Below are 25,240 nucleotides of genomic sequence, written 5' to 3'. Positions count from 1 at the left end.
CGTTGTCATAGGACCTCCCTGATCTTGTCCGGCGTAATGGGCAGGCTGCGGAAATGGTGGCCAATGGCATGGGCGACACCGTTGCCGATGGCGCCGACGATGGGAATCATCACCACTTCAGCGATGCCTTTAGGCGGGTCGGTTCGCGACAGCGGCGGCAGGATTTCTGAGGTTTGCTGCCACACAGCGACTTCACTGGCCCGGGGTATGTGGTAGCGATTCATATTCCAGGTGCCGTTGCCGGGGCCGTCTTCGTATAGAGGCATTTCTTCATAGAGCGCATGGCCGATACCCATGGCGGTGCCGCCCTGAATCTGCCCGGACACCAGTTGCTCGACAAGCGTGTTACCGCATTCCAGGAAGGTGTGATGGTTCAGTAGCGAGACCTTGCCGGTCCCCGTATGCACGGCCAGCTCCACGAAAGTGCCGCAGGCACTGTAGTAGGTGACGCCGGCATTATTGCGCTGGGTTGGTGGGATATAAGTATTCTTGCGGGTCAGCAAATGATAGCCCCGCTTGCTGGTCATCAGGGATTTCTGGGCGTCGGTGGCGCCTGTACCGTACTGAACGGCGAGTCCGTCGAGGGGCAGGTTCTCGGATCGACCGTTGATCTCATAGTCGGCCCTGGACCATGCCCAGCGATTGAAGGCGTGGCTGATGACGCCGGTGACCAGGCCCATCTCGTGGGCGCGTTTGGCCAGGAATTCCAGGGGCAGCGGTTCCATGCCACGGGCCGTCAGGTGGCCGGCTTCCCAGCGGGCGTTTTCCTCACGCACCACATAGGGTGCCGACTGGCCGCCACCGATCCCGCGCTGCCAGTATTCCTGGGCGGCGGGCCAGAGGCCGTGGCGGAAGATGACCCGGGCCGCCTCCAGCGTGGGAAATGAAAAATAGTAAGCCGAGTTGCTGGCACTGGAAGCCTGCAAGAGTAGCGGCGTCCAGCGCGGGTCCTGAATGGCCTTGTCCTGTTCCTCCTGGGAAATGAAGTAAGGACTGATGGTGTCGTACATCTGCATGTCGTCCCACTCCATCTCCGCTGTACGTACCTGATCGGCAGCACGGCCCAGCCAGGCGGCGACCACGGCGGCCTGACCGGTGGAGTAGCCGGTGCCCATTTCGGCGCCGGTGTTACGCACCTCGATACGGCCCTCTGGCGTCAGGCGAACTTCGGAGAAGGCGGATTCAGCGCCATGGCCGAAGTCTTTCTGCACGCACGCAAACCCGACCCCGTAGCGCTCTTCCGGGTGGGTGGTTTCATACGCCTGCTTACGTTCCTCACGCTCGGTCCAGATGGCGTGTTTCTGGGCCTTGCGCAGAATTTCTTCACCTCGAAGGTGGCCGGCCGGAATTGCACCTTGGGTATTCTTCATGCCGCTTTTGAACACGTTGCGCAGGCGCAGCTCGATGGGGTCCATGTTCAGCTGGCCGGCGATCTCATCCACCATCATTTCGGTGGCAGACATGCTCTGCAAGGTGCCGTAGCCCCGGAAGGAACCCGCTTCTGGCATGCGTGAGTATATCGCCGTGGCGGTCAGATCGCTGTTGGGCATGTAGTAAATTGATTGCGCGGCCGTGGTGCCTACGAAGGCCACAGAGTTGGAGAAGTTGGCGCGGCCACCGCCATTGGCTGTCAGATCCTGTTTGAAAATCTGGAATTTGCCGGTCTTTCGATCCACCGCCAGGCGGTTCTTCATGGTGAAGGGGTGGCGTTTCATGGTGGCCTGGAACTGCTCAAAGCGGTTGTTGGCCAATCGCACCGGCTTGCCGTCCGCGTAAAGTGCAGCGATCAGCCCGTAATACGGGAAGATGGTGGCATCCTTGGAGCCGTAGCCCACAGTGTAGGCCGGATGCAGGAAGAAACGCGTGCTCTGGAAGGTGCTCTTGGACAAGAGTTCTGGCATCCACTTGACGAGTTCCTGGGGCGACTGGGTGCCACAGACCACGTGCATATCGCCTTTGCTCTGGTCGAACCAGCAGTTGGCGTTATCCGCCTCCATTGCGAAATGGTCCGTGTACTGGGAGTTATATTCGCCCTCGAACACCAGCCAGTCGTCAGGCGCATTATCCAGTTTGCCCTGCAGTTGCTGGGAGTAGAACATCGCCTTTTCGGTATTCTTGCCGTTCTCCAGTGCTTCAGGCCACACCGGGTGGCGCTTGCGGAAGTCCGGATAGAGGACGGTCTCCTGCAGCGCGGAGAAGGTGTCTTCTGCGAAGGGCGTTTCGCCCCCGACACGGATGTAGCGGAAGGCACCGTAGGGCGGCTTTTCCGGCAGCGGTGTTTGCTCGCCGTAGACGATCACATCATCGGCGAAGCGAATGCGGTTCTTGGCTAGCCGGTAACGGGCGAAGTCGTGGTAGATCAGCATGGCTACCGGATAGCCTAGGTAGACTGCCGTGTCGCCTTTGGCCAGGAAGAAGTCGGGGCCGAAAAAACGGGGTACTTCGATTTTATCCCGTTCCATGTCTTCCGCGGTGACGAGGCGATCCGGCATTAACCCGTCCTGCTCCAGACGGCTCAGGTTGATGTCCTTGAGGCTATGATCACAGCGGGTCGCACGGATGATAAAGGCGTGGGATTGCTGATCCGGCCAGTGGGGCATGTCTTTCGCCCGGATATCGCGGGCAAACACCTTGCTGCCGGTCACCTTGGCGATGCCGTCAAGACGGAAACGCATTTTACCCTCCGCAAGCTGCCACGCCTCATTGGTCGGCGACAGTATGCGACCCTCGAAGAGGGCGCCGAAGGCATCGCTGCCCAAAGGAGCGAGGTAGGCAGTTACGCCCGCAACAGCGCTTCCTTTGAGAAAGGAGCGTCGGGATAGTGACCATCTGGACATACCAAGATCTCTCATCGGTGCGAATTGCTAACTCTCACTATAGATAAGATCTGACAACATGCATACGTTTGTACCTTCCACATTCATAAGCCCTTGGGCTTTGACATAGACGATTTACCGTCGTCCGGTCACCAATGTCAGCGCATTGGTGACCACTACAAAAGAACACCTTCAATCAGGTGATCCGATTAGGGTGTATTTGCCTGAAGGCTGGAACGAAATTAATGATAGTGTTTTTTCTCGATACGAAATAGCAGGTATATCGATTTACGAACTACCCTGATCCCGCCCAGCAAAGCACCGAAGACAGACGCTTGAGGCGTGCCCCAAGGAACTGTATGTGAAAGGCGAGAGTCCGTTAAAGGCTCATTAACAATAGTTTCTAGTGAAACCGTAAGCGCTAACCAGAGCAGTAACCAAGAAAAATCAAGTTTTAAATGTGATGGCAGGCAACACTGTGGTCAAATGAGTTCAAGAGCTGAAGCTGTGCATTTTGTCAAAAACTGTCCAAATACTAAAATGGATGGGGATCACGATGGAATCCCATGTGAAAATGATTCCCGATTTTAGTGCGACTGAATGGAGGTCTTGATGAAACGTACTTATTCACAGCGGATTGCTCCCTACGTTGAGGCCGAGTTGGCGAATGCTCAACGGGCAGAGTCGGTTGGGGACACTCAGCAGGAGTTTGCTCATCTGGAACGAGCCCACGTAATTGGCCAAGAATCGACGTTTTGGCACGTTAAGGTTCATGTGTTGATGCTGGTATGGGCTTTTCGCAATCGCTCAGCCAAAGAAGTTATAGGTCAGATTTTTCGGATCGTCGGTGCTGCGACTAAAACGATATTTGGGCTGGTACCCCAAGGAAATACAGGTGGTGCTAACGTCAGTCCGTTCAGAAAAATGCCAATCGCGCCGGACTTGGTCACGTTGATTCAAGAAGCCAAGTCCGGTGTGTAACCCTTCGCTCCGCCAAGGCACATAGGCTTCAATGTCAATTTCGGGCCGGTGTCAGGCACATGAACTTTGCGCGCCCGTCTTAACTAGGGCCGTGGAAGGAGCCAAGGAATGGCCAGACCGCCGTGCTGAATGGCAGGGCTGGTATTAGTCCCGAAATGGCTATTCGGCTTTCTATCGCGTTTGATACCTCGGCAGAGAGTTGGCTGAACCAGCAGTCTCAATATGAACTCTGGCATGCTGAGCAACATCGCAAAGAGCTCAAGGTTAAGAAGCTTGTCGCTGCCTGAAACAACACATAACCAAGCCAGCGACTGGAATTTGCCGGTGCGTTTTACCGTGTGAGGTGTTTCGGAAATCGGAGCGAGATACCGTCCAGCCAACGTCTCCCCTTGGTAAATCCCTTACAACACTATTCTGATATTGCTTCCTCTCGGAACGAAACTAACGTTCTATCCTATTCAAGCGGTGGGTACGGCATGAAGGAGGTCGGCTATTTCTTTGGCCTGCATTATTCTCGCGTAAGCCGGGTTATTCGAGAGGCAAAACGCAAGACCTGACCCCGAGGATGCCGGGAGCGACTCATACCTTTTGTGAGCAGTGAGCGTAAAGAGATGCCTAAAGGCTTACTTTTCTGACAGCTCATCTTCAACAACCCATTTATGATTCGTTACCTTGTTCCCGTCTGTTGTTGAGAAATAATCGATCATATATACGGTGGTCTGTTCGGCAGATTCAATTTCTGCTTTTGCTCCTTCCATCCCTTTCATATGGTTAGCAAGTACCGTCACTTCAGTTCCTTCCTCAAGAGGAGCGGATGCTGGATTTTCAATTTCTTCATGAATAACCCATTTGTGATCTAATACTTTTGCACTGCCATCTGTCGGTGTGTAGTTGATGGAATATGCAGTGGTGTAAAATGCCCCAACAATTGTTGCGGTGGCTCCTTTCATGCCTTCCATATGATCCGTTTGAATAATTGCTTCAGATCCGACAATGTATTTTGAATATTCGGCCTTCATTAGACCATTGGGAATAATTCCATCGTTAGTATAAACCATATCTTTCATATCTTCGTGGGCAACGTCTTCGCTCTTATTGGAATCTTTTTCAGTTGTTACCGTCGGTTCACAGCCTGAAAGCACAAGAGCAAACGTAACGCCCATTACAAGTCGTTGTTTTTTCATCTGCGGAGATTGTCAACCGGGTTGTCCAAGTATCAGGGTTTAAGCAGCACATTTATTGAGCTCTATTTCACTGGCCCGCCCCGGGTTCAGGGAGACCTCCAGCACCGGACGCCAGTCCCGTGTTGCGCCAGTCCAGCGTCTTGGATTCTTCGCCTTAGCAGCTTTAAAGACCGCCTCCCGCTGACTCAGAATGGCCCGGTCTTCACCCCGATGACGGCTGCCGGGGGTGACGAAGTTGATGCCGCTGTGTAAGTGTTTTTCATTGTAGGCCTGCTCGAACTGCACCATCCACTGACGGACCGCTTGCAGCGTTGCAAAGCCCTTTGATGGCCACGCGGGGCAGTACTTGGTGGTCTTGAACAGAGCTTCCGAGTACGGGTTGTCATTGCTCACACGGGGCCGGCTATAGGACATCAGCATGCCCAGGTCGGCCAGGCGCGCTTTGAGCGTATACGACGTCATCGGCGCGCCGTTGTCAGAGTGCAGCACCGGTGGCTTGTGCCAGCAGCCTTCGCGCAACAGCGCTCTCTGAACCAGCTCCTTGGCGTGTTCGCCAAGCTCCGCTTGATGGACTTCCCAGGCCACGACCTTGCGGCTGAACACGTCCATAATCAGATACAGGTACCAGTGCTCACCACGTACCTGTGATGGGCAGCTGCTAATGTCCCAGCTCCATAGCTGGTTCGGGCCGGTGGCCGTGAAGCTAGTGGGCAAGGGGTGCGGCTTGGCGGGCCGAGCACGTCCCCGGTGCTGGAGCTGCTCGTGCTTTTTCAGTACTCGATAGAAAGAAGACACCGAAGCGATATAGACGCCCTTGTCGGCCAGTAAAGGCACGATCTGGGAGGGTGGCAAGCTGCGATACGCCAGCTTATTACACGCTGCCATAATGGCCATTTCCTCGACTTCGGTCAGTTGGTGCTGCTGAGGTGAACGGGGGGCCTCTGGGCGCAGGTCCTCGGCGACCTGGCCGGATGCCGTGCGCCAGCGTTTCAGGGTGCGCCCACTCAGCCCCATCAGGTTGGCCGCCTGATAGCGTGAAGCGCCGGTGTTCACCGCCTCATCAAAGTACTGCAATAGCCTTGTACGGTCGTCCAGGGAGGTCAATTGTCCTCGTTGTCCTGATCGGTCCCATACAAGGCTTCGAGCTTTTTTGACAGCACCAGGAGCGACGTGGTCTCAGCCAGGACCTTGTCCTTGCGACGGATTTCCGCTTCCAGTTTCTTGATCCGCTTCCGGCTAAGCTTGTGCGCTTTCTGGCCCTCTTTGTGATGATCCTCCTGCAGGCTGGTGCCCTGGATACAGGCGTCCTTCCAGCGCCGGACTTGCTCAACATACAGGCCCTGTTCACGACAGTAGGCACTGAGTTCTTCTTCGGATAAAGATGCGGTTTCAATGACCACCGCAAGCTTGGCCTCGCCGGACCAATGGTCCGCAGTTTTGGTATGACCTGGCACAGGCACTCCTCGTTGCCGACACTGTTTCAGCCAATTGTACAGGGTCGCATCACTGATGCCTTCCTCTACAGAGACAGCAGCAACTGTGTGGTTCTGGGGCGGCAGCAATTTCTTCAGGACTGCGGCCTTACGCTCTTCGGAATAACGAGCCATCTCGTTTCTCATACCACCCACCAAGTGATGAATTAGGCGAAATCGCCAACTGGACAACTACGGTGACATGGTGGGTCTGATATCACTCCTTTTTAGGTAAATTCTAATATAGCTAGTATTTATCCAGCTATAAGCTAAAGTTTTAAACTGCCTATAAATTAGACAGTCACTAGGATCAGGAAAAGCATGAAGATTGCAGTCTTACCTGTAACAATATACTTAAAAAATAATGCGGCATAATAATTTTTATTTAAGTTGCTGGGGTCAGGTCTTGCGTTTTGCCCCTGCCTTGCTCTTTCGCTGTAACTGTCTAATTCTGCCCCGTCTCAATTCGAACCACTGAAGGAGCCAGGGAATGGCCAGACCGCCGCGCCTTTTTGTCAGTTTTCGACGAAGTGTGTGAGACTTTTAACTGGGAATGTCACGCCTACTGTCTGATGGGCAATCACTATCATCTTTTGATTGAAACACCTGACGGCAATCTTTCGAAAGGTATGCGCCAACTCAACGGGATGTACACCCAGCATTTCAATCGAACTCACGGAAGGGTGGGGCATGTTTTCAGGGACGGTATAAGGCGATCCTGGTTGAGAAAAACAGCTACCTATTGGAGTTGTGTCGATACATTGTTCTAAACCCGGTTCGCGCTGCCATGGTTCGATCTGAAGTTGATTGGCCTTGGAGTAGTTATCGGGCGACAGCGGGTTATCAGCAGGGCTCAAATGCACTCAATAGGGATTGGATTCTTTCTGCTTTTGGTGAGCGTCGTGAAGCAGCAATAATCGGTTATGAGCGATTCGTGGCTGAAGGGAAGAACCAGCCGTCACCATGGGGACATTTGAAAAATCAGATTTATCTGGGGAGCGACCAGTTTGTCGATGACCTGCAGAGACGTTTTGAGAGGCCAGATCTGCTGAGTGAGATACCGTCCAGCCAGCGTCTCCCCTTGGTAAATCCCTTACAACACTATTCTGATATTGCTTCCTCTCGGAACGAAACTAACGTTCTATCCTATTCAAGCGGTGGGTACGGCATGAAGGAGGTCGGCTATTTCTTTGGCCTGCATTATTCTCGCGTAAGCCGGGTTATTCGAGAGGCAAAACGCAAGACCTGACCCGAAGGATTTCCAGCCAGCGGCTGTGGGTTAAACGAATCAGCCAATCTGCAATCTCGGTGTTCTCATGGCTGAGCTTAGTCTGATAGCGGTAGCAGGTTTCGCTGATACTGAACATCCAGCAGGACAGGGAAAATACTAACGCCTTTGTCTATCACGGCTTTCTGCGTCATCTCACGGCGTCGAGACGGCTTCTCGCCCTCCAGCTCCTTCCAGCGTGCCATCATAGCTGTATCCATTTATTAATTATGAGGGCTGACCCATGGCCAGACCACCTGCTACGAAACCTGCCGTGGTAGATCTAGCAGAGCCGAATACTGTCCGAGGTGATAATCGTCATCCCCGAACTGGTGGGTAAGCATCACCAAGCGCTTGGCATGATGTGCAAGCACATACTCCCAGGTCATCCCTATGCCTCCATGCAACTGGATCGATTGCTCGGCAATCATCTGTGAAGACCGGGCCACAATATGCTTGGCCGCCGCTAAACGACGACTGCGATCTTTCGAATCCGGATCATCCGCCACACATGCCGCGAGAATGGTCATGGAGAGGGCCAGTTCCAGCTCGCCGCGCATTTCAGCCATACGATGCTGGCTGCCAGACTCCTCATCAGCTACCGCCAGCCTGCGTTCGCCAGAAGCAACCTGAGACAATATCCGTTGGCGCTGTTCGGCAGTTCCGAGGTGCTGGACCAGTCCGGCACCGTAGATCTGGGAATACAGATAGGGCTCCAGGCACAGACCATGTCCCAGCGCCTTCATCACCAGCATGTTCTCGATCACGCTGCCACCGAAACCGTCGTAGTCCGCGGAAATTGGAACGGAGGCTATGCCAAGCTCAGACAACTGACGCCAAAACTCTGGGCTGTAACCTTCAGGGCTCTGATAGAAAGCTTCCCGCCGTTCGAAACCATAGGTGTTGCGAACCAGGCGCTCAACGGTATCCGCCAGCATTTGTTGCTCTTCACTGAGATCAAAATCCATGGCATCCTCCTAAATTTCAAGAACCCGCTTGGCGATAATATTCTTCTGAATTTCGTTGGAGCCGCCGTAAATGGACAGCTTGCGCAGGTTAAAGTATTGGCTGGCCGGGGCTGAGCTGTAGTCTTGGTACAGCGGTTCCCCCTCGAAGTCCGACTCCAATTCGTGCTCCAGAAACGGCAGCGCGTTTGGCCCCGTCACGCTCAGCTCGGGTTTTCAAACCAGCCAGGTCGGAACCCGCGCCGGGTTCTGAGTAACCCTGGCACCACCAGTCCTCGCTGGATAAAATACGCGGCAGGTAATAGTCCTTTTGGGCTTGATTACCAAACTTGATGATCACCGGCGCCACCATGTTTACGCCGAATGCCACCGGGCGGGGAGGCGCTGCGGCAGCACATTCCTCATCGAAAATGTGTTTCTGCACGACCGTCCAACCGGTGCCGCCATGCTCCACAGGCCAGCTCACCGCATACCAGCCCTTCTGGTTGAGGAGTTTGTTCCAGCGCTGATGGTCTTCATTTAGGAGTCTGCGCGGTAGAAGTTTTCTGGACGGCTCTTCAAGTCCATCCCGCCGCTTCAAGTCGCCTTATTTCAGAGCGGCGGCCTGTAATGATTCGCTTCGCTTCAAAATATGGCCAATGGAGCACTTGCACGGATAGCGCTGGCCTCGTCTAGACTCGATTAAGCGCCGAGAGGAACCCCCAGGCTTCTAGTCGAAGCGCACCAGAGGCCTCATACGCCTCAGGTTCAATGCAAGACAGACCAGATCCCATTCGCCTTTATCTTGGTGCCATCAATCGCCAGCGTTCCCAGACGAATCAGCTCCGCCTCCCGGGCAATCTGGATGACCTGAACAAACACCTCTCTGAACGCACCCAAGTGCTGTTTGCGGAAATCGCACAAGGTTCGATGCCTGGGGAAATTGTCGGCCGCCAGCACGCGAAAGGCCACGTCTTCTTCCAACTTCCTGGCAATCTTACGGGAGGAAAAAACACTGTTTGCGTAAGCATAGATCAGGACTTTCAGCATCGTGCGCGGATCGAAAGGCGACTTACGGCGCCCGTCTCCTTCGTAGCGAGCGTAAAATGCGCTTACGTCCCGTTCTTCGACAACGTCACTAATGAAGTAGGCCAGATGGCCTTCGGCCAGCCATTCGTTAAGACTGGCCGGCAGCAACAACTCCTGATCTGGCGAATAAGGTCGAAAACTCGTTCCCATCACATCTATTCCGCCGTTCGAGAAAGTCCGCCCGTTATGTCATAACAACGTTTCTACCGCGCAGACTCCTAGCGTACGCCTCCGGTATCGACCGAAGTTATGTAGGCAAGATCGAGCGGGGCCAGATGAACGTGACTTTGAAAAAGCTCTACATCCTCGCCCACTGCCTTAGCTGTCACCCGTGCGAGCTTTTGCCTGAGTTCAATCAATTCGTCGCCGGGGCTGATCACTGACTTGAGAGGCTGGCGGCCTGCCTTCATCCAGAGAGCTCCCTGCGGATCGCGAGTGATAGCCCCTTATAGTGCTTGTCTGAGCGCTCAAATTCCGATAGCTTAGCGTATTGCTCTTCGCCGGCTCGGACGCTGGCCGTTACAACATCAAGGAATGAAATCAATGAGCTACCGTCTCACGGATGTGACGGACCTCCCGCAGTCGCCGCAGGCCTTGCTGACGCTGGTACACCCCCTGAGCGCGGTGGACATCGTCAGCCGAATACTCAGTCCCTACACCACTGCAAGCGATCCGATTGAGAATCTCGATCCGAGCCAACGGCCGCACGAGCTGCTAGAGCAGTTGACCATGGGTGAACGGGTCTTGTTCGATGCCAGCGGCACCAGCCCCGGCATCTTTACGGCCCGTCGTCCTGATGCCGAGGCGCTGGTCGCCAACCTGCCGCCACGTCTTAGCCGGGCCATTACCGATCATGCCGAAGGAGGCATTGGCGGCGGCCGGTCAGCCCCCATCAAGAGCGGCAGCCTGGCTCCAGCCATTGAGCCAGCGTATCAGTCCCCGCCACCGTCACAACAGGCCGGTCCTGAACAGGGCACCCGCACCCTTGATCTGCTGTACCGCTGGCCGGACGGCAGTGGCGTGGCTGGTGCACCTTTTGTGGTCGACGGGTTTGATAGCTATAAGGCAGGCACACTGGATAGCGCCGGAAAAGCCCGGGTAACCGGATTGAATGATCCTGTGGTGAATGTCCGCTTCGGCAAGCCCGCACCCGCCGGGGAACTCGACATTCTGCGCCGCCAGCTTCAGGCTCAATTGGATGGCGTTCTGGCACGAGAACGTCAAGAGGCCGCCCGCCTGCAAGCCGGTACTGACGCGTTGCCCCTCAGCATCAATGCCGGCGTCCACTTCGCAAACGGCTTCATGGGCTTGTGGGACTCCGCAGTCGGATTGATTGCCAATAATCTCGCGATCGTGAACCTCACCCACCTCGGGTACATCAATCGCTCCCTGCAGTCCGCATGGTCGGCCACGCAGAGCAGTTCGGATACCGCCTGGATAGACGCGTTCAAACAGAACTTTGATGAAGCCAACAAGCGGGCACTGGTGAACGCCCTGGGTTTCGACCCGGACGCCATCACCCGTGAACAACTGGCCGAAGCCTATGACATCGCCAGCCTGATTGTGGCGGACCCGCACACCCGCGACTTGCTGGGCCGCTTCACCGTGGACTTTGCACAAGCGCAGGACAGCACCGAACTGAGCTACTTCGCTGGCGGGCTGGTGTTTGAAGCCGTGCTGTCGATTCTACTGGCCAGCGCCGCTGGGGCAGGCATGGCCTCCGCCGCGCCCCGTTACTTGCGCAAACTGGCCCCACTGGGCGAAGCCTTACGCAATCTGGCGGCTCGCCTGAAAATCACCTACCAGACCCGGTACCATTACAACGTCGACACCGACACGCTATGCGAGAGCGCCTGTAGACCCCGGCCCGAAGGCGTGGACCTGCACCCCCGTAATATTGAGACCCGACGCCTGCACGTCAGCACCTTCAAAGACGTGCGGGCCGCGTTGGCCGCCTCAAGGCGAAGGCTAATCGCACGAGGTGGCTTTACACCCAAGTATACTCAGGACGAGTTGGTACACTTAGCCAGCCAGAGCCTGGACAACGACCGCTACATCGTGCGCCTTGTGGAAGAGCAGCACCTGGATGGCTACCAGCAACCCGAAGGCGCCATGAATGGCACGCTGGGCAAACCCAGCCCCGCCACAGGCGAAGTGCGGTTCTGGTCCACAACCCTTGATCAGGTCGAAGCCTCCGACACCTGCCCCAGGCTCATTGCCCAGCAGATGGGCGTGGAGTACAACCCGAAAGCCACCTACAAGCTGGCGGTTATTGATAAAGACATCGCAACCCAAAAAGCCGGGGCAAAAACGCTGATTCCGACCTTTGACAACCTCAAGGCGCATATTCGTGAGAATGTTGGCGGCTATGCTGATAAAGACTCGTTGTTGGACGATGTAATGACGCCTGAGTATCAGACGAAGTATGAAAAACTGTTTGAGGGCATGGGAGCAGCGGAATGGGAGAGTCATAAGGCCCGTGCGCGATACCTAATGGATCAAAAGCTAGACTCAGAAGAGATCAAAATGTTTGAAACGCGCTTCAAGGTCCAGAGCGACACTGGTGCCAATCAGTACTTCCTTGGCAGTGGCCTGACTAAGCACACCGCGCTCTCGCAGGATGGCAAGGACGTTTACGGCGCTATTGAGACCTTCACTGTGGAGAAAAACCCGCAGTCCTTCCGTATCATGACCAATGGTGGCAAAGATGGGCCCGAGGCCTACGTCGATCTGATCGAACTAACCCCAATAGATTTTGGAGAATGAAATGAGCTATCCCAAACTGCCGGCATGGCCTTTTATTGACCCTGAGTCACCGCCGTCTGATTATCTCAAGGTTGGAGAGAGCATAGACAGAGCAAGGAGTAAAACCTCCCAAAAGGTCTGGCACTTTTTTGTAAGCCAAGGATATTTAGTCATTTCCGATAAAGAATGGCTGGAAGGTCGAAATGGCAAGCCGGGGTGGTACGCCCATTCCCAGTATGAATACCCGCTTGCCGGTGCGCGCTGGTTCGTGGACACCGTGGAACGCTTTTTTCTGCCGCCGGATCACCCCAACGCTGTGCCACGAGAAAAATTCAACATGCGAGGTGAAGTGGATGGAGAAACCCTCGGTGTCACACGAGGTGCCTGGTTCGGTGGTCAATATATTCCGGGCTATTCCCTTGACAACCTGAATCGCTACGAACACAGCACACTCTTAACACGTAGCCGTTGCCAGATGTTCAAAATGGGCGATCCGTGGCTATTCGAGGATGGGCTGTTTGATTTGTTCAAGGAAATTGCAAGCCGACACGAGCGGGGTGAGTTCTAAAAAGTGTCGTGATGCTTTAAGAGGATTTGAGGCAAAACAGTGGCATGAACACGTTTCACGTTAGTCTGTAATGAATCCAAAATTACCTGCACAGCCATAGCCAGAGTCGGATATCAAGCGATTAGGGTGAAAGCTGGCAAACTACTACTTATCATCAAGCTCACAAATCGAGGACACAAATCGAGAACAGGCACCGCTTAGCCGCAGCTTAGCCTGACGTGATTCCCAAAGGCCCGGCGGTTTCGACCCTCGGGTCTTTGTTGTTTCTAATGAGTGTATTTCGGGGGTTATGGTAAGCATCAATCTGTCGGCGTTATCATGCGTTAGTCAGCTGATAGTTGACATGCCATATGAAGTATATACACTATATAGTATGTGGAGAATATTTGAACATAGGCGAGTAACAAAAAATTTGTTGGTGGCACCTATTGAGGTGCAAAAGCGCTACGAAAAGTGGAAGGATATCGTTTCTATTTCGGGTCCGCAGGGACTGAGGCAGATTCGAGGTTTTAAGGATGAAACGTTATCAGGAAAGTGGAAGGGTTTTCGGTCCTCGCGGCTGAATATTCAGTATCGCGTTATTTATAAAGTGCAGAACAACGAAGTGCTCGTGGAAGTTGAAAAAGTAACTCCCCATGATTATGGAAGGAGATAAAATGAGTGAATATATTAAAGCTAAAAGAAGAGTTGAAGTTTCTGTCGGCGAATCTGTTCGGATTCTGCGTGAACTTCAGGTCATGAGCCAGAATGCGTTGGCGGCAGCCACTGGCATACCGCAGTCTACTATCTCGGCTATCGAAAATGATCGGGTGCGCTTGGGTGTTGAGCGTGCAAAGGTCTTGGCTCGGGCTCTGCAATGCCATCCTGCCGTGCTTGTGTTCCCGGGTTGGGACATTGAGCACGAATCCGCCGCATGACCAATACAATCAATGACCATTAGTCGTCATGGACAGGCACAGCTTAGCCGGCACAGCTTAGCCTGACGTGATTCCGAAAGGTCCGGCGGTTTCAACCCTCGGGCCTGTGTGTGTTTCTGATGTGTCTATTTTGACGTTCTGTTCAGGCTAAGCCAGCCTCCGGGCGTTGAGCGATTTGTTACTACGCTCTCTCATGGACAGGTTTGGCTGTAATTCTTGTACTGCGTAGTTTTTGTTACTACAATAATTGACATGGAAATTGAATTTGATAACGCTAAGAGCGAACGCAACATGGAGCTGAGAGGGCTTAGCTTCGAGCTGGCGGCAAAGTTCGATTTCGATGGAGCGATTGAGGTAGAGCAGGAGGTAAATGGCGAACAGCGCTACTTTGCACTGGGCCATATAGGTTCCCGCCTTTACGCTCTGGTCTATACGCTACGCACGAACATTGTTCGTGTAATCAGCCTGCGCAAAGCCAATAAACGTGAGGTGAGACGCTATGAGCAATTCGATTGACCCGGAAATGACAGATACAGACAACCCAGAGTGGTCTGATACTATGTTTGCCCAAGCCAAGCGAGGCACGGCGGCTCGACGAGTAGGGCGGCCAAAGCTGAGGTCCCCCAAGCACTCCACCACGCTGCGAATTGATGAAGACGTTATCGAGTTCTTCAAGAGCGGCGGTAGCGGCTGGCAGACCAGAATGAACGAAGCTCTGCGGCAATATGTATCGGAGCATAGTTGAAAAATATCAAAAAATCATGGACAGGCACAGCTTAGCCTCGCTCGTCTCAAAATTACCTACCAGACCCGATACCACTACAATGTGGCAACCGACACCGTCTGCGAAAGTGCCTGCCGCCCCCGACCCGAAGGCATCGACCTGCACCCCCGTAATATTGAGCCCCGACGCCTGCACGTCAGCACCTTCAAAGACGTGCGGGCCGCGTTGGCCGCCTCAAGACGAAGGCTAATCGCACCACCTGGATGGCTACCAGCAACCCGAAGGCGCCATGAATGGCACGCTGGGCAAACCCAGCCCCGCCACAGGCGAAGTGCGGTTCTGGTCCACAACCCTTGATCAGGTCGAAGCCTCCGACACCTGTCCCAGGCTCATTGCCCAGCAGATGGGCGTGGAGTACAACCCGAAAGCCACCTACAAGCTGGCGGTTATGCTGATAAAGACTCGTTGTTGGACGATGTAATGACGCCTGAGTATCAAGCCAAGTATGAAAAACTGGTTGAGGGCATGGGGGACGCGGAGTGGGAGGATCTTGATATACGAGGAGACTATTTAGATAAGCAGGGGCTTGGCGCTAAAGAAATTAAAGCGTTCGAAGCACGCTTCGATATTCAAGACGAAACCGGCGCCAACCAGTATTTTCTGGGCAACGGCCTGACCAAACACACCGCGCTATCACAGGATGGCAAGGATGTTTATGGCACCATTGAGACCTTCACGGTGGAGAAAAATCCACAGACCTTCCGTGCAATGACCAGCAGCGGCAAAAGTGGGCCGGAGGCCTATGTCGATCTAATCGATTTGACACCTATTGATTTTGGAGAATGAGATGAGCTATCCCAAACTGCCGCCTTGGCCATTTATCGATCCAGAAAGTCCGCCGCAAGACTATCTAAAGGTTGGAGAGAGCGTTGATCGAGCGAGAAGCAAAACTTCGCAGAAAGTCTGGCACTTTTTTATTCATGAAGCACATCTAATAGTTAACAAAAAAGTAGAGCTACCCGACCGGGACTCGCAAACTGGTCGCAATGCGATTACTCAATACGAATACCCCCTTTCCGGGGCCCGATGGTTCGTAGATACCGTGGAGCGTTTTTTTCTGCCGCCAGATCACCCCAATGCCGTGCCCCGAGGCGAAATTACCATTGAGGAACCGGTCAATGGCAGCGAAACCCTCGGTGTCACACGAGGTGCCTGGTTCGGTGGTGAGTATATCCCCGGCTATTCCTTCGATAATCTCAACCGCATTGAGCATTCAACCGTTTTGCCAGAAGGGGCCTTCTGCCAGATGTTCGAGATGGGCGATCCATGGTTGTTTGAGGACGGGCTGTTTGATTTATTCAAGGAAATTGCAAGCCGACACGAGCGGGGAGAGTTCTAAAAAGTGTCGTGATGCTTTAAGAGGATTTGAGGCAAAACAGTGGCGTGATGCGTATTCCCGCGAACGTGAACAGGCATTCTGGTCGAAGATGAACACTTTCGGGTAATTTTCCGGAATGGGTGTTCACGATGGGCCGGAATTATCCGTGGTTCTCGATTATGGAAGGTTGCGCCTAGAGACATGGACGATATGCCAGAATGGATGCTGTTTTGTTCGATAATAACCAAACAAAACAACATCTATCCTATATCTCCTTACGGTTTAATGTCCCTGTTAACCATGCATAATCACAAGCTCTGTAAGAACCGCAGGACGCTATCCGATGGCCGGTATCGTAATGGGGCGAGGGGAAGCGCTTGCAGGCTCTTTAACGCTCGTTCTTTCATCGCAAGATCAGCTTCGATGTACTGATGAGTGGTGGATAGATTTTCATGACCGAGCCACAGCGCAATGACGGTTATATCAACCCCAGCCTGCAACATATGCATGGCGATGGAATGCCGAATCAGGTGCGGAAATACCCGTCGCTTTGCTAGTTCAGGATATTGTCTGGCGGCGCATTTAACCGCTAGTTTCAATCGCTCGGTCAAGCCAATGCGTGTCAAATGGCCGCCGGATCTATTCGGAAAAAGCGGTTGCTCGAAGGAGCGTGGGGATTCTCGCAGCCAGCGTTTGAGCTGTGCGGCCGTATTTGGCCACAATGGCACCGCGCGCTCTTTGCGTCCCTTGCCGCGGATGTGAATGGAGGAAGCACTGGGGTCAAGAACCAGATCACCCACCAGCATCCCAGTCAGCTCGGATACACGGGCTCCGGTATTGTAGAGCGTGGCGAACATTACTCGATCACGTTGTCCCGTCCAGGTGTTTTGATCCGGTGCCGCGATAATGGCTTGCATATGCTCGCGTGAGAGGAATCCGACCAACGGGTGCTCGAAGCGCTTCATCGGGATTGCCAGCACTGATTGCGCAATGGCAAGAGCTGAAGGTTCTTGGTAAGCAACGTACGCCATGAAGGACCGGATCGCGGCGAAGCGTGCGTTACGGCTACGAACACAGTTATGGCGCTCCACCTCGAGGTACTGGAGAAAATCCAAAATAAGACCCGCGTTCAAATCATCAAGCACCAGGTCGCTGGGTTGTTTCCCTAGCCGCCGATGGGCGAATTCAAGTAGTAATCGGAAGCTGTCACGATAGGCCGCAACGGTACACGGGCTTGCCTGCTGTTGCTGCATCAGCCGCTGTACGAAAAACCGCTGTAATAGACATGGAAAACTTAACGGTGCTGGCGCGCTCATAATAGCTCTCCCTGGTAAAGTTCGGGACGCAAGGCCGCCTTGGCCAGCAACTCGGGTGTCGCCGTCAGGTACCAGTAGGTATCGGTGATCTTAGCGTGTCCGAGGTAGGTAGATAACGCTAGAATGTGGTGTTCGATATCGATGTTTTGCGCATACCAGCGCTCAAGGTTATGGCAGACAAACGAGTGCCGAAGGTCATGGATGCGTGGCGCAGGATGATCACCACGAGAACGCCACTTCAATTGTTGTCGTAATAACTTGAAGGCATATTCCACACTAGAGATCGACGCGGACCGGCCATAATCAAATACAAAGAACGCCTTGGTATTGGCGGCGAGAGGATGGTTATCGCGCAGACGTTCGTAATCTTGCAACGCGTTTGTCGTGGTGGAATGCAATGGCACCCAGCGTGACTTACCGAACTTGGCATTCCGGATATGCAGCAATCCGTGCTCGAGATCTACATCCGGGCGCTGTAACCCGGTAGCTTCAGAGATCCGCAAACCTGTTGAGGCGATAAGTCCGAAGATCGTGGCGCAACTGGCACCCCGTAAACCACCCGACGGGGGCAGAGAGGCGCAGGCTTCCAACAACGCGCAGATTTCGGCGTCCGTATAAATATGCGGTGTCAGCCGACGATGAGCACGCCCGAAGAGCCCACGGGGTGGAATCTCGGTCGCAGGATTAAACTGTAGGCAGTATCGAGCAAAGGGACGCAACACTTCGATACGCCGGGCGGCAGTGATCCGTTTGTGCTGGCGTGAAGCGCAGGCCCACTGCTCAGACAGCTTAATTGTCAGTGGACCCTGATGGCCGATGCGTTCGGAAAAGCGCGCGAAACGCTCTAGCTGCTCACCCTCAATCTTCAGTAAAAACCCTGCCTGCCGCCGGTAATTCAGGTATGCCTCTACCGTGGGGGCAAATGTTTCTGGCGTGTTCATGACTTCCTCCCAGGCCACGGCAGGGCCACCTGTGCTAGCGCCTGAATATCGACTTTGGCGTAGATTGTCGTGGTGTCGAGGCTGCGATGGCGCAACAGGTCGGCGATTTCTTTGAATCTGGCGCCGCTGTGCACCAGTCGACCGGCCAGTGTGTGCCGCAAGATGTGCGTGCCTCGAATGCGGTGTCCAAGACCGCAGCGTTGCGCTGCATTACGTATGGCATTGCGTATGATATCCGGATCGGCCGGGGCGTTGAGTGGTGGGCGATGTCGAACAAACAGCTCACGGCGAGTCGTTTGTGGCCGACCATCCTGCAAATATTGTGCGATCGCTCGGCCGGTTGCGTCTGGTAGCGGGAGGATATCGATGCGCCTACCTTTACCGTGGATATAAAGCGTTCCTGCTCGCCAATCCACATCGTCAAGCTGCAGGCGAGCCACTTCCGTTCGACGCAAGCCCAGATCGAGAAGGCAACGGGCTATCGCATAATCGCGCTTGCCCGTTGCATGGCGGCGATCAAAGGCATTGAGAAATTGCTCCACCTCCTTGGTGGAGAGTACCTGCGGTAATCCAGAAAGACGCCATTGTGCGACTTGAGGAAGGCTGGCAATCAACGCTGCCGTCTGCTCTCCTTGACTTGCTCTGAAGGCAAAGTAAGTTTTTAGCGACGAAGTGGCTGTACTAATCGACGCGGGTGCCCATGCTGCTGTGTAGTGGGCGAAGAAGCGGATCACATCCGCCGGCCCAAGTAAGCTCAGTTGCACTGGCCCAGCGCCAAAACTATCGATGAGAAAATCGCGCAGATGGCGTGCCCGGGCCAAACGGGTGGTCGGAGCCAGACCTCTCACATCGGCAAGATGCTGTTCGAAATCCTCTAGTTGCGCTGCGATAGGAGCAGGAACTACAGATATTTTTGGTCTGCATTGACCATTGCTTCTGAGCATCTTAAGTAAATGCCCGAGTGCGGCGCGGACTTCCTTACGCGCACGTCGGCACCGAGTTGCGCATCGACACACCAGCAGGTGTTCGTCAATGAAGCGTTTAACTAACGCTTCGCCCATGTCTGAGAGATGGACATCTTGTCCTCTGGACCAGTGAGCAAAATGCGCGACACTTCTGGAATATCCCTCGATGGTGCCAGAAGCATAACCGCGCTCGGCAAGGTATTTAACGTAAGGATCCTCACTGGAACCAAGTACTGTACCGGCGAACCACTCACTCGTTCTCTGTACATGCTTCGAATATGCAGAATCAAGCATGGCAACTCTCCTTCGTGATGGTAGAGAGCTACAAAGAAAGCACCGAGAATTATGTATGGCAAGTCAGCGCAGTGAGCCGTTTATAGCGCTGAAAAATAGCGACTTGGTGGGATTTGTCTTAGGCAACCTTCCATAATCGAGAACCACGGATAATTGCGATTATGGAAACGTGACCATAACCGCAATTATCCGTGGTTCTCGATTATGGAAGGTTGCGCCTAGAGACATGGACGATATGCCAGAATGGATGCTGTTTTGTTCGATAATAACCAAACAAAACAACATCTATCCTATATCTCCTTACGGTTTAATGTCCCTGTTAACCATGCATAATCACAAGCTCTGTAAGAACCGCAGGACGCTATCCGATGGCCGGTATCGTAATGGGGCGAGGGGAAGCGCTTGCAGGCTCTTTAACGCTCGTTCTTTCATCGCAAGATCAGCTTCGATGTACTGATGAGTGGTGGATAGATTTTCATGACCGAGCCACAGCGCAATGACGGTTATATCAACCCCAGCCTGCAACATATGCATGGCGATGGAATGCCGAATCAGGTGCGGAAATACCCGTCGCTTTGCTAGTTCAGGATATTGTCTGGCGGCGCATTTAACCGCTAGTTTCAATCGCTCGGTCAAGCCAATGCGTGTCAAATGGCCGCCGGATCTATTCGGAAAAAGCGGTTGCTCGAAGGAGCGTGGGGATTCTCGCAGCCAGCGTTTGAGCTGTGCGGCCGTATTTGGCCACAATGGCACCGCGCGCTCTTTGCGTCCCTTGCCGCGGATGTGAATGGAGGAAGCACTGGGGTCAAGAACCAGATCACCCACCAGCATCCCAGTCAGCTCGGATACACGGGCTCCGGTATTGTAGAGCGTGGCGAACATTACTCGATCACGTTGTCCCGTCCAGGTGTTTTGATCCGGTGCCGCGATAATGGCTTGCATATGCTCGCGTGAGAGGAATCCGACCAACGGGTGCTCGAAGCGCTTCATCGGGATTGCCAGCACTGATTGCGCAATGGCAAGAGCTGAAGGTTCTTGGTAAGCAACGTACGCCATGAAGGACCGGATCGCGGCGAAGCGTGCGTTACGGCTACGAACACAGTTATGGCGCTCCACCTCGAGGTACTGGAGAAAATCCAAAATAAGACCCGCGTTCAAATCATCAAGCACCAGGTCGCTGGGTTGTTTCCCTAGCCGCCGATGGGCGAATTCAAGTAGTAATCGGAAGCTGTCACGATAGGCCGCAACGGTACACGGGCTTGCCTGCTGTTGCTGCATCAGCCGCTGTACGAAAAACCGCTGTAATAGACATGGAAAACTTAACGGTGCTGGCGCGCTCATAATAGCTCTCCCTGGTAAAGTTCGGGACGCAAGGCCGCCTTGGCCAGCAACTCGGGTGTCGCCGTCAGGTACCAGTAGGTATCGGTGATCTTAGCGTGTCCGAGGTAGGTAGATAACGCTAGAATGTGGTGTTCGATATCGATGTTTTGCGCATACCAGCGCTCAAGGTTATGGCAGACAAACGAGTGCCGAAGGTCATGGATGCGTGGCGCAGGATGATCACCACGAGAACGCCACTTCAATTGTTGTCGTAATAACTTGAAGGCATATTCCACACTAGAGATCGACGCGGACCGGCCATAATCAAATACAAAGAACGCCTTGGTATTGGCGGCGAGAGGATGGTTATCGCGCAGACGTTCGTAATCTTGCAACGCGTTTGTCGTGGTGGAATGCAATGGCACCCAGCGTGACTTACCGAACTTGGCATTCCGGATATGCAGCAATCCGTGCTCGAGATCTACATCCGGGCGCTGTAACCCGGTAGCTTCAGAGATCCGCAAACCTGTTGAGGCGATAAGTCCGAAGATCGTGGCGCAACTGGCACCCCGTAAACCACCCGACGGGGGCAGAGAGGCGCAGGCTTCCAACAACGCGCAGATTTCGGCGTCCGTATAAATATGCGGTGTCAGCCGACGATGAGCACGCCCGAAGAGCCCACGGGGTGGAATCTCGGTCGCAGGATTAAACTGTAGGCAGTATCGAGCAAAGGGACGCAACACTTCGATACGCCGGGCGGCAGTGATCCGTTTGTGCTGGCGTGAAGCGCAGGCCCACTGCTCAGACAGCTTAATTGTCAGTGGACCCTGATGGCCGATGCGTTCGGAAAAGCGCGCGAAACGCTCTAGCTGCTCACCCTCAATCTTCAGTAAAAACCCTGCCTGCCGCCGGTAATTCAGGTATGCCTCTACCGTGGGGGCAAATGTTTCTGGCGTGTTCATGACTTCCTCCCAGGCCACGGCAGGGCCACCTGTGCTAGCGCCTGAATATCGACTTTGGCGTAGATTGTCGTGGTGTCGAGGCTGCGATGGCGCAACAGGTCGGCGATTTCTTTGAATCTGGCGCCGCTGTGCACCAGTCGACCGGCCAGTGTGTGCCGCAAGATGTGCGTGCCTCGAATGCGGTGTCCAAGACCGCAGCGTTGCGCTGCATTACGTATGGCATTGCGTATGATATCCGGATCGGCCGGGGCGTTGAGTGGTGGGCGATGTCGAACAAACAGCTCACGGCGAGTCGTTTGTGGCCGACCATCCTGCAAATATTGTGCGATCGCTCGGCCGGTTGCGTCTGGTAGCGGGAGGATATCGATGCGCCTACCTTTACCGTGGATATAAAGCGTTCCTGCTCGCCAATCCACATCGTCAAGCTGCAGGCGAGCCACTTCCGTTCGACGCAAGCCCAGATCGAGAAGGCAACGGGCTATCGCATAATCGCGCTTGCCCGTTGCATGGCGGCGATCAAAGGCATTGAGAAATTGCTCCACCTCCTTGGTGGAGAGTACCTGCGGTAATCCAGAAAGACGCCATTGTGCGACTTGAGGAAGGCTGGCAATCAACGCTGCCGTCTGCTCTCCTTGACTTGCTCTGAAGGCAAAGTAAGTTTTTAGCGACGAAGTGGCTGTACTAATCGACGCGGGTGCCCATGCTGCTGTGTAGTGGGCGAAGAAGCGGATCACATCCGCCGGCCCAAGTAAGCTCAGTTGCACTGGCCCAGCGCCAAAACTATCGATGAGAAAATCGCGCAGATGGCGTGCCCGGGCCAAACGGGTGGTCGGAGCCAGACCTCTCACATCGGCAAGATGCTGTTCGAAATCCTCTAGTTGCGCTGCGATAGGAGCAGGAACTACAGATATTTTTGGTCTGCATTGACCATTGCTTCTGAGCATCTTAAGTAAATGCCCGAGTGCGGCGCGGACTTCCTTACGCGCACGTCGGCACCGAGTTGCGCATCGACACACCAGCAGGTGTTCGTCAATGAAGCGTTTAACTAACGCTTCGCCCATGTCTGAGAGATGGACATCTTGTCCTCTGGACCAGTGAGCAAAATGCGCGACACTTCTGGAATATCCCTCGATGGTGCCAGAAGCATAACCGCGCTCGGCAAGGTATTTAACGTAAGGATCCTCACTGGAACCAAGTACTGTACCGGCGAACCACTCACTCGTTCTCTGTACATGCTTCGAATATGCAGAATCAAGCATGGCAACTCTCCTTCGTGATGGTAGAGAGCTACAAAGAAAGCACCGAGAATTATGTATGGCAAGTCAGCGCAGTGAGCCGTTTATAGCGCTGAAAAATAGCGACTTGGTGGGATTTGTCTTAGGCAACCTTCCATAATCGAGAACCACGGATAATTGCGATTATGGAAACGTGACCATAACCGCAATATGCAGTTGTCACGAATTGATTAAAGTTATGCCGAAAACTACCGATTAAAGGAAGCGCTTTGATGGAGACGACGGGATGAACATCAATCAGTTAATGCCCTCAGGAAGCCTGAAGGAGGTTTACTCCAATGGGAATGCCACGACCACTCGGGCTACACCGATTGTTGCGGAGTTTCAGGTCAATGAGATGCCATCGGTGGTTTACCATGGATCGAAAGATAACCCTCTCGATACCGGTGGCCATGTTATTGATAAAATATACAAGATGCCGCAAGAAACTAAGGAACCTCTGAATAACTTTCCAAAATCGGCGATAATACAGCCATCGCTAACCGCATAGGATTCGCCGCCACCATGGGCCAGAACGGTCGGCCACCGTACCCGTTGTCTTCCATGCTGTGGGTTCACTGCATGCAACTGTTTTACAAGCTTAGTGGTCCGACACATCGGGATCCGGCGATGGAAGATGCGCTGTACGAGATCGAATCCATGCGGTGCTTCGCTGGCCTGAAGCTGGATCGTTTGCCGGACGAAACCACCATTCTCAAGTTCCGTCATTTCCTGGAACGCCACGGCCTTGGCAAGGTGTTGTTCAAAGAGGTGAACAAGCACTTGGAGAAGAATGGCTTGATGCTGCGCGAAGGCAGCATTGTGGATGCCAGCATGATTTCGGCTCCGAGCTCCACCAAGAATGAGAGCGGCCAGCGTGACCGCATCGGCGGACCGCCAGAAATGCACCAGACCAGGAAGGGCAACCAATGGTACTTCGGCATGAAGATTCACATTGGTGTCGACGACACACTCGGGCTGATTCACAGCATCGACACCACGGCCGCCAACGTCCACGACATCGTACCCGCCGACAAGCTGCTGCACGGTGATGAGCGGCGGGTATTCGGCGATGCCGGTTACTTGGGCATCCAAAAACGGGCTGAGCATAAGCATCGTAAAGATGTGTCCTGGTTCATTGCCAAGCGCCCTGGCACTCGCAAGAAGCTAGATGCGGATAAGTTAAAGGCCGAGAAAATCAAAGCCAGCATCCGGGCCAAAGTGGAACACCCGTTCCGGTACATCAAGCAAGTCTTTGGCTACAGCAAGGTGCGCTACCGTGGCCTATCAAAAAACACCCATCGGCTGCACCTGCTGGCCGCATTCACCAACTTGATGATCGGTGAAAAATATCTACTGGCGTAGGGTCAGTGCGCCCGAATTCCGCCAAAATGGCGGGAAACTTGGCCGTGGAGTGCGTATTTCGGATTATTTGTTAGGCAAAACGCAAGACCTGACCCCGTGTTCCCGCGTGTTCTCGTGCATCCCTGCAGCCAAAGCAAACCAGGCAGTAATTTGTAGAGCATAAGAGCAGTTTTCGCTTGAGGGCTAGCATTCAAGTGTGTGGAAATCAATTGGCTGAATCAAGAAGTATCAGCGCTGCTGGCGGGCGCTCTGTGTTGCGAGCTTGTCAGTAGGCTCCCCGGATCACATCGATTCCCGGAGTCAGTACTTCTTTCCACGCGTTTTCCAGATCCTTTGTGTACTCAGGATCGTGGCTGCGCACGGTTTTCATCAGCGCACCCAACCACAGCGAATACCATTCAGGCTTGATGTCAAAGTTCGATCGGTTATGGCTTTCGCCCAGTGCTTTGAGCTTTCGGTCTGACATGCCTCGTGCGGTCAGTATCAGTTGCAAGATCCCATGGCGCAGCAGATGCCTTTGCGCGGCCATATCGGTGTTTAAGAAGCGATTTTTGATGGCATCTGAGCTCGACATGAAGTGGTCGTAGAAATCGACGAAAAATTCGTCACGGCTACAGCACCTTCCGTAGCTTTGAAAAACCAGATCAGTGTTATTCATGTGCAGTAGGTGTCCTTGCGAAGTAGCGGATGTTTGATTAAACCGCTTAGGATAGTGGTT

Annotated in this window: 24 protein-coding genes and 4 pseudogenes; 14 read left to right on the top strand and 14 right to left on the bottom strand. The window is 53.9% G+C overall.

The annotated features are described in order from the left end of the window. Positions 1 to 5: 5 nt before the first annotated feature. A complete protein-coding gene (locus MIH19_RS17090) occupies positions 6 to 2,837 on the bottom strand; it encodes a molybdopterin cofactor-binding domain-containing protein (RefSeq protein ID WP_249006010.1) in 2,832 nt (943 codons plus the stop codon). A gap of 591 nt (positions 2,838 to 3,428) precedes the next feature. On the opposite strand from MIH19_RS17090, the gene MIH19_RS17080 reads away from it, so the two are divergent. Together MIH19_RS17080 and MIH19_RS17075 are read left to right on the top strand one after the other, a co-directional pair. Beyond that, positions 3,429 to 3,797, top strand: coding sequence for a DUF3703 domain-containing protein (locus MIH19_RS17080; protein WP_249006009.1), 369 nt, complete (start codon positions 3,429 to 3,431; stop codon positions 3,795 to 3,797). A 155-nt stretch (positions 3,798 to 3,952) separates the two neighbouring features. Next, positions 3,953 to 4,084, top strand: a complete 132-nt coding sequence (locus tag MIH19_RS17075; RefSeq protein WP_249006008.1) for a hypothetical protein — start codon at positions 3,953 to 3,955, stop codon at positions 4,082 to 4,084. A gap of 336 nt (positions 4,085 to 4,420) precedes the next feature. Here MIH19_RS17075 and MIH19_RS17070 read toward each other — a convergent pair whose 3' ends face one another. Next, positions 4,421 to 4,981 (bottom strand): YdhK family protein, encoded by a 561-nt coding sequence (locus MIH19_RS17070; protein WP_249006007.1) that lies wholly within the window; start codon positions 4,979 to 4,981, stop codon positions 4,421 to 4,423. Positions 4,982 to 5,020: 39 nt separating this feature from the next. After that, positions 5,021 to 6,588, bottom strand: a protein-coding gene (locus tag MIH19_RS17065) for an IS3 family transposase (RefSeq protein ID WP_249008996.1) whose coding sequence is annotated in 2 segments (ribosomal slippage) — positions 5,021 to 6,097 and positions 6,100 to 6,588 — 1,566 coding nt in all. Because the reading frame shifts where the segments join, the coding sequence is not laid out codon by codon here. Positions 6,589 to 7,240: 652 nt separating this feature from the next. On the opposite strand from MIH19_RS17065, the gene MIH19_RS17060 reads away from it, so the two are divergent. Next, positions 7,241 to 7,702, top strand: a complete 462-nt coding sequence (locus tag MIH19_RS17060; RefSeq protein WP_249009080.1) for a hypothetical protein — start codon at positions 7,241 to 7,243, stop codon at positions 7,700 to 7,702. Here the strand turns inward: MIH19_RS17060 and MIH19_RS17055 are convergent. The 4 genes and pseudogenes from MIH19_RS17055 to MIH19_RS17035 form a co-directional block, all read right to left on the bottom strand. Next, positions 7,688 to 7,941: pseudogene (locus MIH19_RS17055) on the bottom strand (IS3 family transposase); the annotation flags it as partial. The gene MIH19_RS17060 and the pseudogene MIH19_RS17055 overlap by 15 nt on opposite strands. Positions 7,942 to 7,980: 39 nt before the next feature. Then, the gene (locus tag MIH19_RS17050) at positions 7,981 to 8,688 is read right to left on the bottom strand and encodes an acyl-CoA dehydrogenase family protein (RefSeq protein WP_249006006.1); all 708 of its coding nucleotides are present in this window, start codon (positions 8,686 to 8,688) and stop codon (positions 7,981 to 7,983) included. A 9-nt stretch (positions 8,689 to 8,697) separates the two neighbouring features. Beyond that, positions 8,698 to 9,202 (bottom strand): annotated as a pseudogene (locus MIH19_RS22555) (acyl-CoA dehydrogenase family protein); the annotation flags it as partial. A 254-nt stretch (positions 9,203 to 9,456) separates the two neighbouring features. Next, positions 9,457 to 9,903: pseudogene (locus MIH19_RS17035) on the bottom strand (transposase); the annotation flags it as partial. A 125-nt stretch (positions 9,904 to 10,028) separates the two neighbouring features. Between MIH19_RS17035 and MIH19_RS17030 the strand changes: the two are divergent. The 9 genes from MIH19_RS17030 (at position 10,029) to MIH19_RS16990 (ending at position 16,106) form a co-directional block, all read left to right on the top strand. Continuing rightward, on the top strand, positions 10,029 to 10,136 hold the full coding sequence (locus MIH19_RS17030; protein ID WP_249006005.1) for a hypothetical protein: 108 nt from the start codon (positions 10,029 to 10,031) through the stop codon (positions 10,134 to 10,136). Between the two features lie 160 nt (positions 10,137 to 10,296). Next, complete coding sequence (locus MIH19_RS17025) at positions 10,297 to 12,519, top strand: hypothetical protein (protein ID WP_249006004.1); 2,223 nt, start codon at positions 10,297 to 10,299, stop codon at positions 12,517 to 12,519. A gap of 1 nt (position 12,520) precedes the next feature. Next, entirely contained in the window at positions 12,521 to 13,066 is a 546-nt protein-coding gene (locus MIH19_RS17020; RefSeq protein ID WP_249006003.1) for a hypothetical protein, read from the top strand. Positions 13,067 to 13,722: 656 nt separating this feature from the next. Continuing rightward, complete coding sequence (locus MIH19_RS17015; protein ID WP_249006002.1) at positions 13,723 to 13,983, top strand: helix-turn-helix transcriptional regulator; 261 nt, start codon at positions 13,723 to 13,725, stop codon at positions 13,981 to 13,983. A gap of 252 nt (positions 13,984 to 14,235) precedes the next feature. Beyond that, entirely contained in the window at positions 14,236 to 14,499 is a 264-nt protein-coding gene (locus tag MIH19_RS17010; protein WP_249006001.1) for a BrnT family toxin, read from the top strand. Beyond that, on the top strand, positions 14,483 to 14,728 hold the full coding sequence (locus MIH19_RS17005) for a BrnA antitoxin family protein (protein ID WP_249006000.1): 246 nt from the start codon (positions 14,483 to 14,485) through the stop codon (positions 14,726 to 14,728). Before MIH19_RS17010 ends, MIH19_RS17005 begins: the two co-directional genes overlap by 17 nt. A 268-nt stretch (positions 14,729 to 14,996) precedes the next feature. Then, positions 14,997 to 15,188 (top strand): hypothetical protein, encoded by a 192-nt coding sequence (locus MIH19_RS17000; RefSeq protein WP_249005999.1) that lies wholly within the window; start codon positions 14,997 to 14,999, stop codon positions 15,186 to 15,188. Next, positions 15,188 to 15,553 (top strand): hypothetical protein, encoded by a 366-nt coding sequence (locus MIH19_RS16995; RefSeq protein ID WP_249005998.1) that lies wholly within the window; start codon positions 15,188 to 15,190, stop codon positions 15,551 to 15,553. Before MIH19_RS17000 ends, MIH19_RS16995 begins: the two co-directional genes overlap by 1 nt. Position 15,554: 1 nt before the next feature. Further along, the gene (locus MIH19_RS16990; protein WP_249005997.1) at positions 15,555 to 16,106 is read left to right on the top strand and encodes a hypothetical protein; all 552 of its coding nucleotides are present in this window, start codon (positions 15,555 to 15,557) and stop codon (positions 16,104 to 16,106) included. Positions 16,107 to 16,393: 287 nt separating this feature from the next. Here the strand turns inward: MIH19_RS16990 and MIH19_RS16985 are convergent, their stop codons facing one another. From MIH19_RS16985 to MIH19_RS16960, 6 genes are all read right to left on the bottom strand, one after another. Then, positions 16,394 to 17,401, bottom strand: a complete 1,008-nt coding sequence (locus tag MIH19_RS16985) for a tyrosine-type recombinase/integrase (protein ID WP_249005996.1) — start codon at positions 17,399 to 17,401, stop codon at positions 16,394 to 16,396. Beyond that, entirely contained in the window at positions 17,398 to 18,342 is a 945-nt protein-coding gene (locus MIH19_RS16980; RefSeq protein WP_249005995.1) for a tyrosine-type recombinase/integrase, read from the bottom strand. The genes MIH19_RS16985 and MIH19_RS16980 overlap by 4 nt, the downstream gene beginning before the upstream one ends. Then, positions 18,339 to 19,601, bottom strand: coding sequence for a site-specific integrase (locus tag MIH19_RS16975; RefSeq protein ID WP_249005994.1), 1,263 nt, complete (start codon positions 19,599 to 19,601; stop codon positions 18,339 to 18,341). The genes MIH19_RS16980 and MIH19_RS16975 overlap by 4 nt, the downstream gene beginning before the upstream one ends. 333 nt (positions 19,602 to 19,934) lie before the next feature. Then, on the bottom strand, positions 19,935 to 20,942 hold the full coding sequence (locus MIH19_RS16970; protein ID WP_249005996.1) for a tyrosine-type recombinase/integrase: 1,008 nt from the start codon (positions 20,940 to 20,942) through the stop codon (positions 19,935 to 19,937). Next, entirely contained in the window at positions 20,939 to 21,883 is a 945-nt protein-coding gene (locus tag MIH19_RS16965) for a tyrosine-type recombinase/integrase (RefSeq protein WP_249005995.1), read from the bottom strand. Before MIH19_RS16965 ends, MIH19_RS16970 begins: the two co-directional genes overlap by 4 nt. Further along, positions 21,880 to 23,142, bottom strand: a complete 1,263-nt coding sequence (locus MIH19_RS16960) for a site-specific integrase (protein ID WP_249005994.1) — start codon at positions 23,140 to 23,142, stop codon at positions 21,880 to 21,882. Before MIH19_RS16960 ends, MIH19_RS16965 begins: the two co-directional genes overlap by 4 nt. Before the next feature lie 262 nt (positions 23,143 to 23,404). On the opposite strand from MIH19_RS16960, the gene MIH19_RS16955 reads away from it, so the two are divergent. Further along, complete coding sequence (locus MIH19_RS16955) at positions 23,405 to 23,668, top strand: hypothetical protein (RefSeq protein ID WP_249005993.1); 264 nt, start codon at positions 23,405 to 23,407, stop codon at positions 23,666 to 23,668. 17 nt (positions 23,669 to 23,685) lie between these two features. Next, a pseudogene (locus MIH19_RS16950) lies at positions 23,686 to 24,522 on the top strand (IS5 family transposase); the annotation flags it as partial. A 265-nt stretch (positions 24,523 to 24,787) separates the two neighbouring features. On the opposite strand, the gene MIH19_RS16945 reads toward MIH19_RS16950, so the two are convergent. After that, the gene (locus MIH19_RS16945; RefSeq protein WP_249005992.1) at positions 24,788 to 25,180 is read right to left on the bottom strand and encodes a globin; all 393 of its coding nucleotides are present in this window, start codon (positions 25,178 to 25,180) and stop codon (positions 24,788 to 24,790) included. Between the last annotated feature and the right edge of the window lie 60 nt (positions 25,181 to 25,240).

The sequence above is a fragment of the Marinobacter sp. M1C genome (genome assembly GCF_023314135.1).
Classification (GTDB): domain Bacteria; phylum Pseudomonadota; class Gammaproteobacteria; order Pseudomonadales; family Oleiphilaceae; genus Marinobacter.
This window is presented reverse-complemented; position numbering and strand designations above follow the sequence as displayed.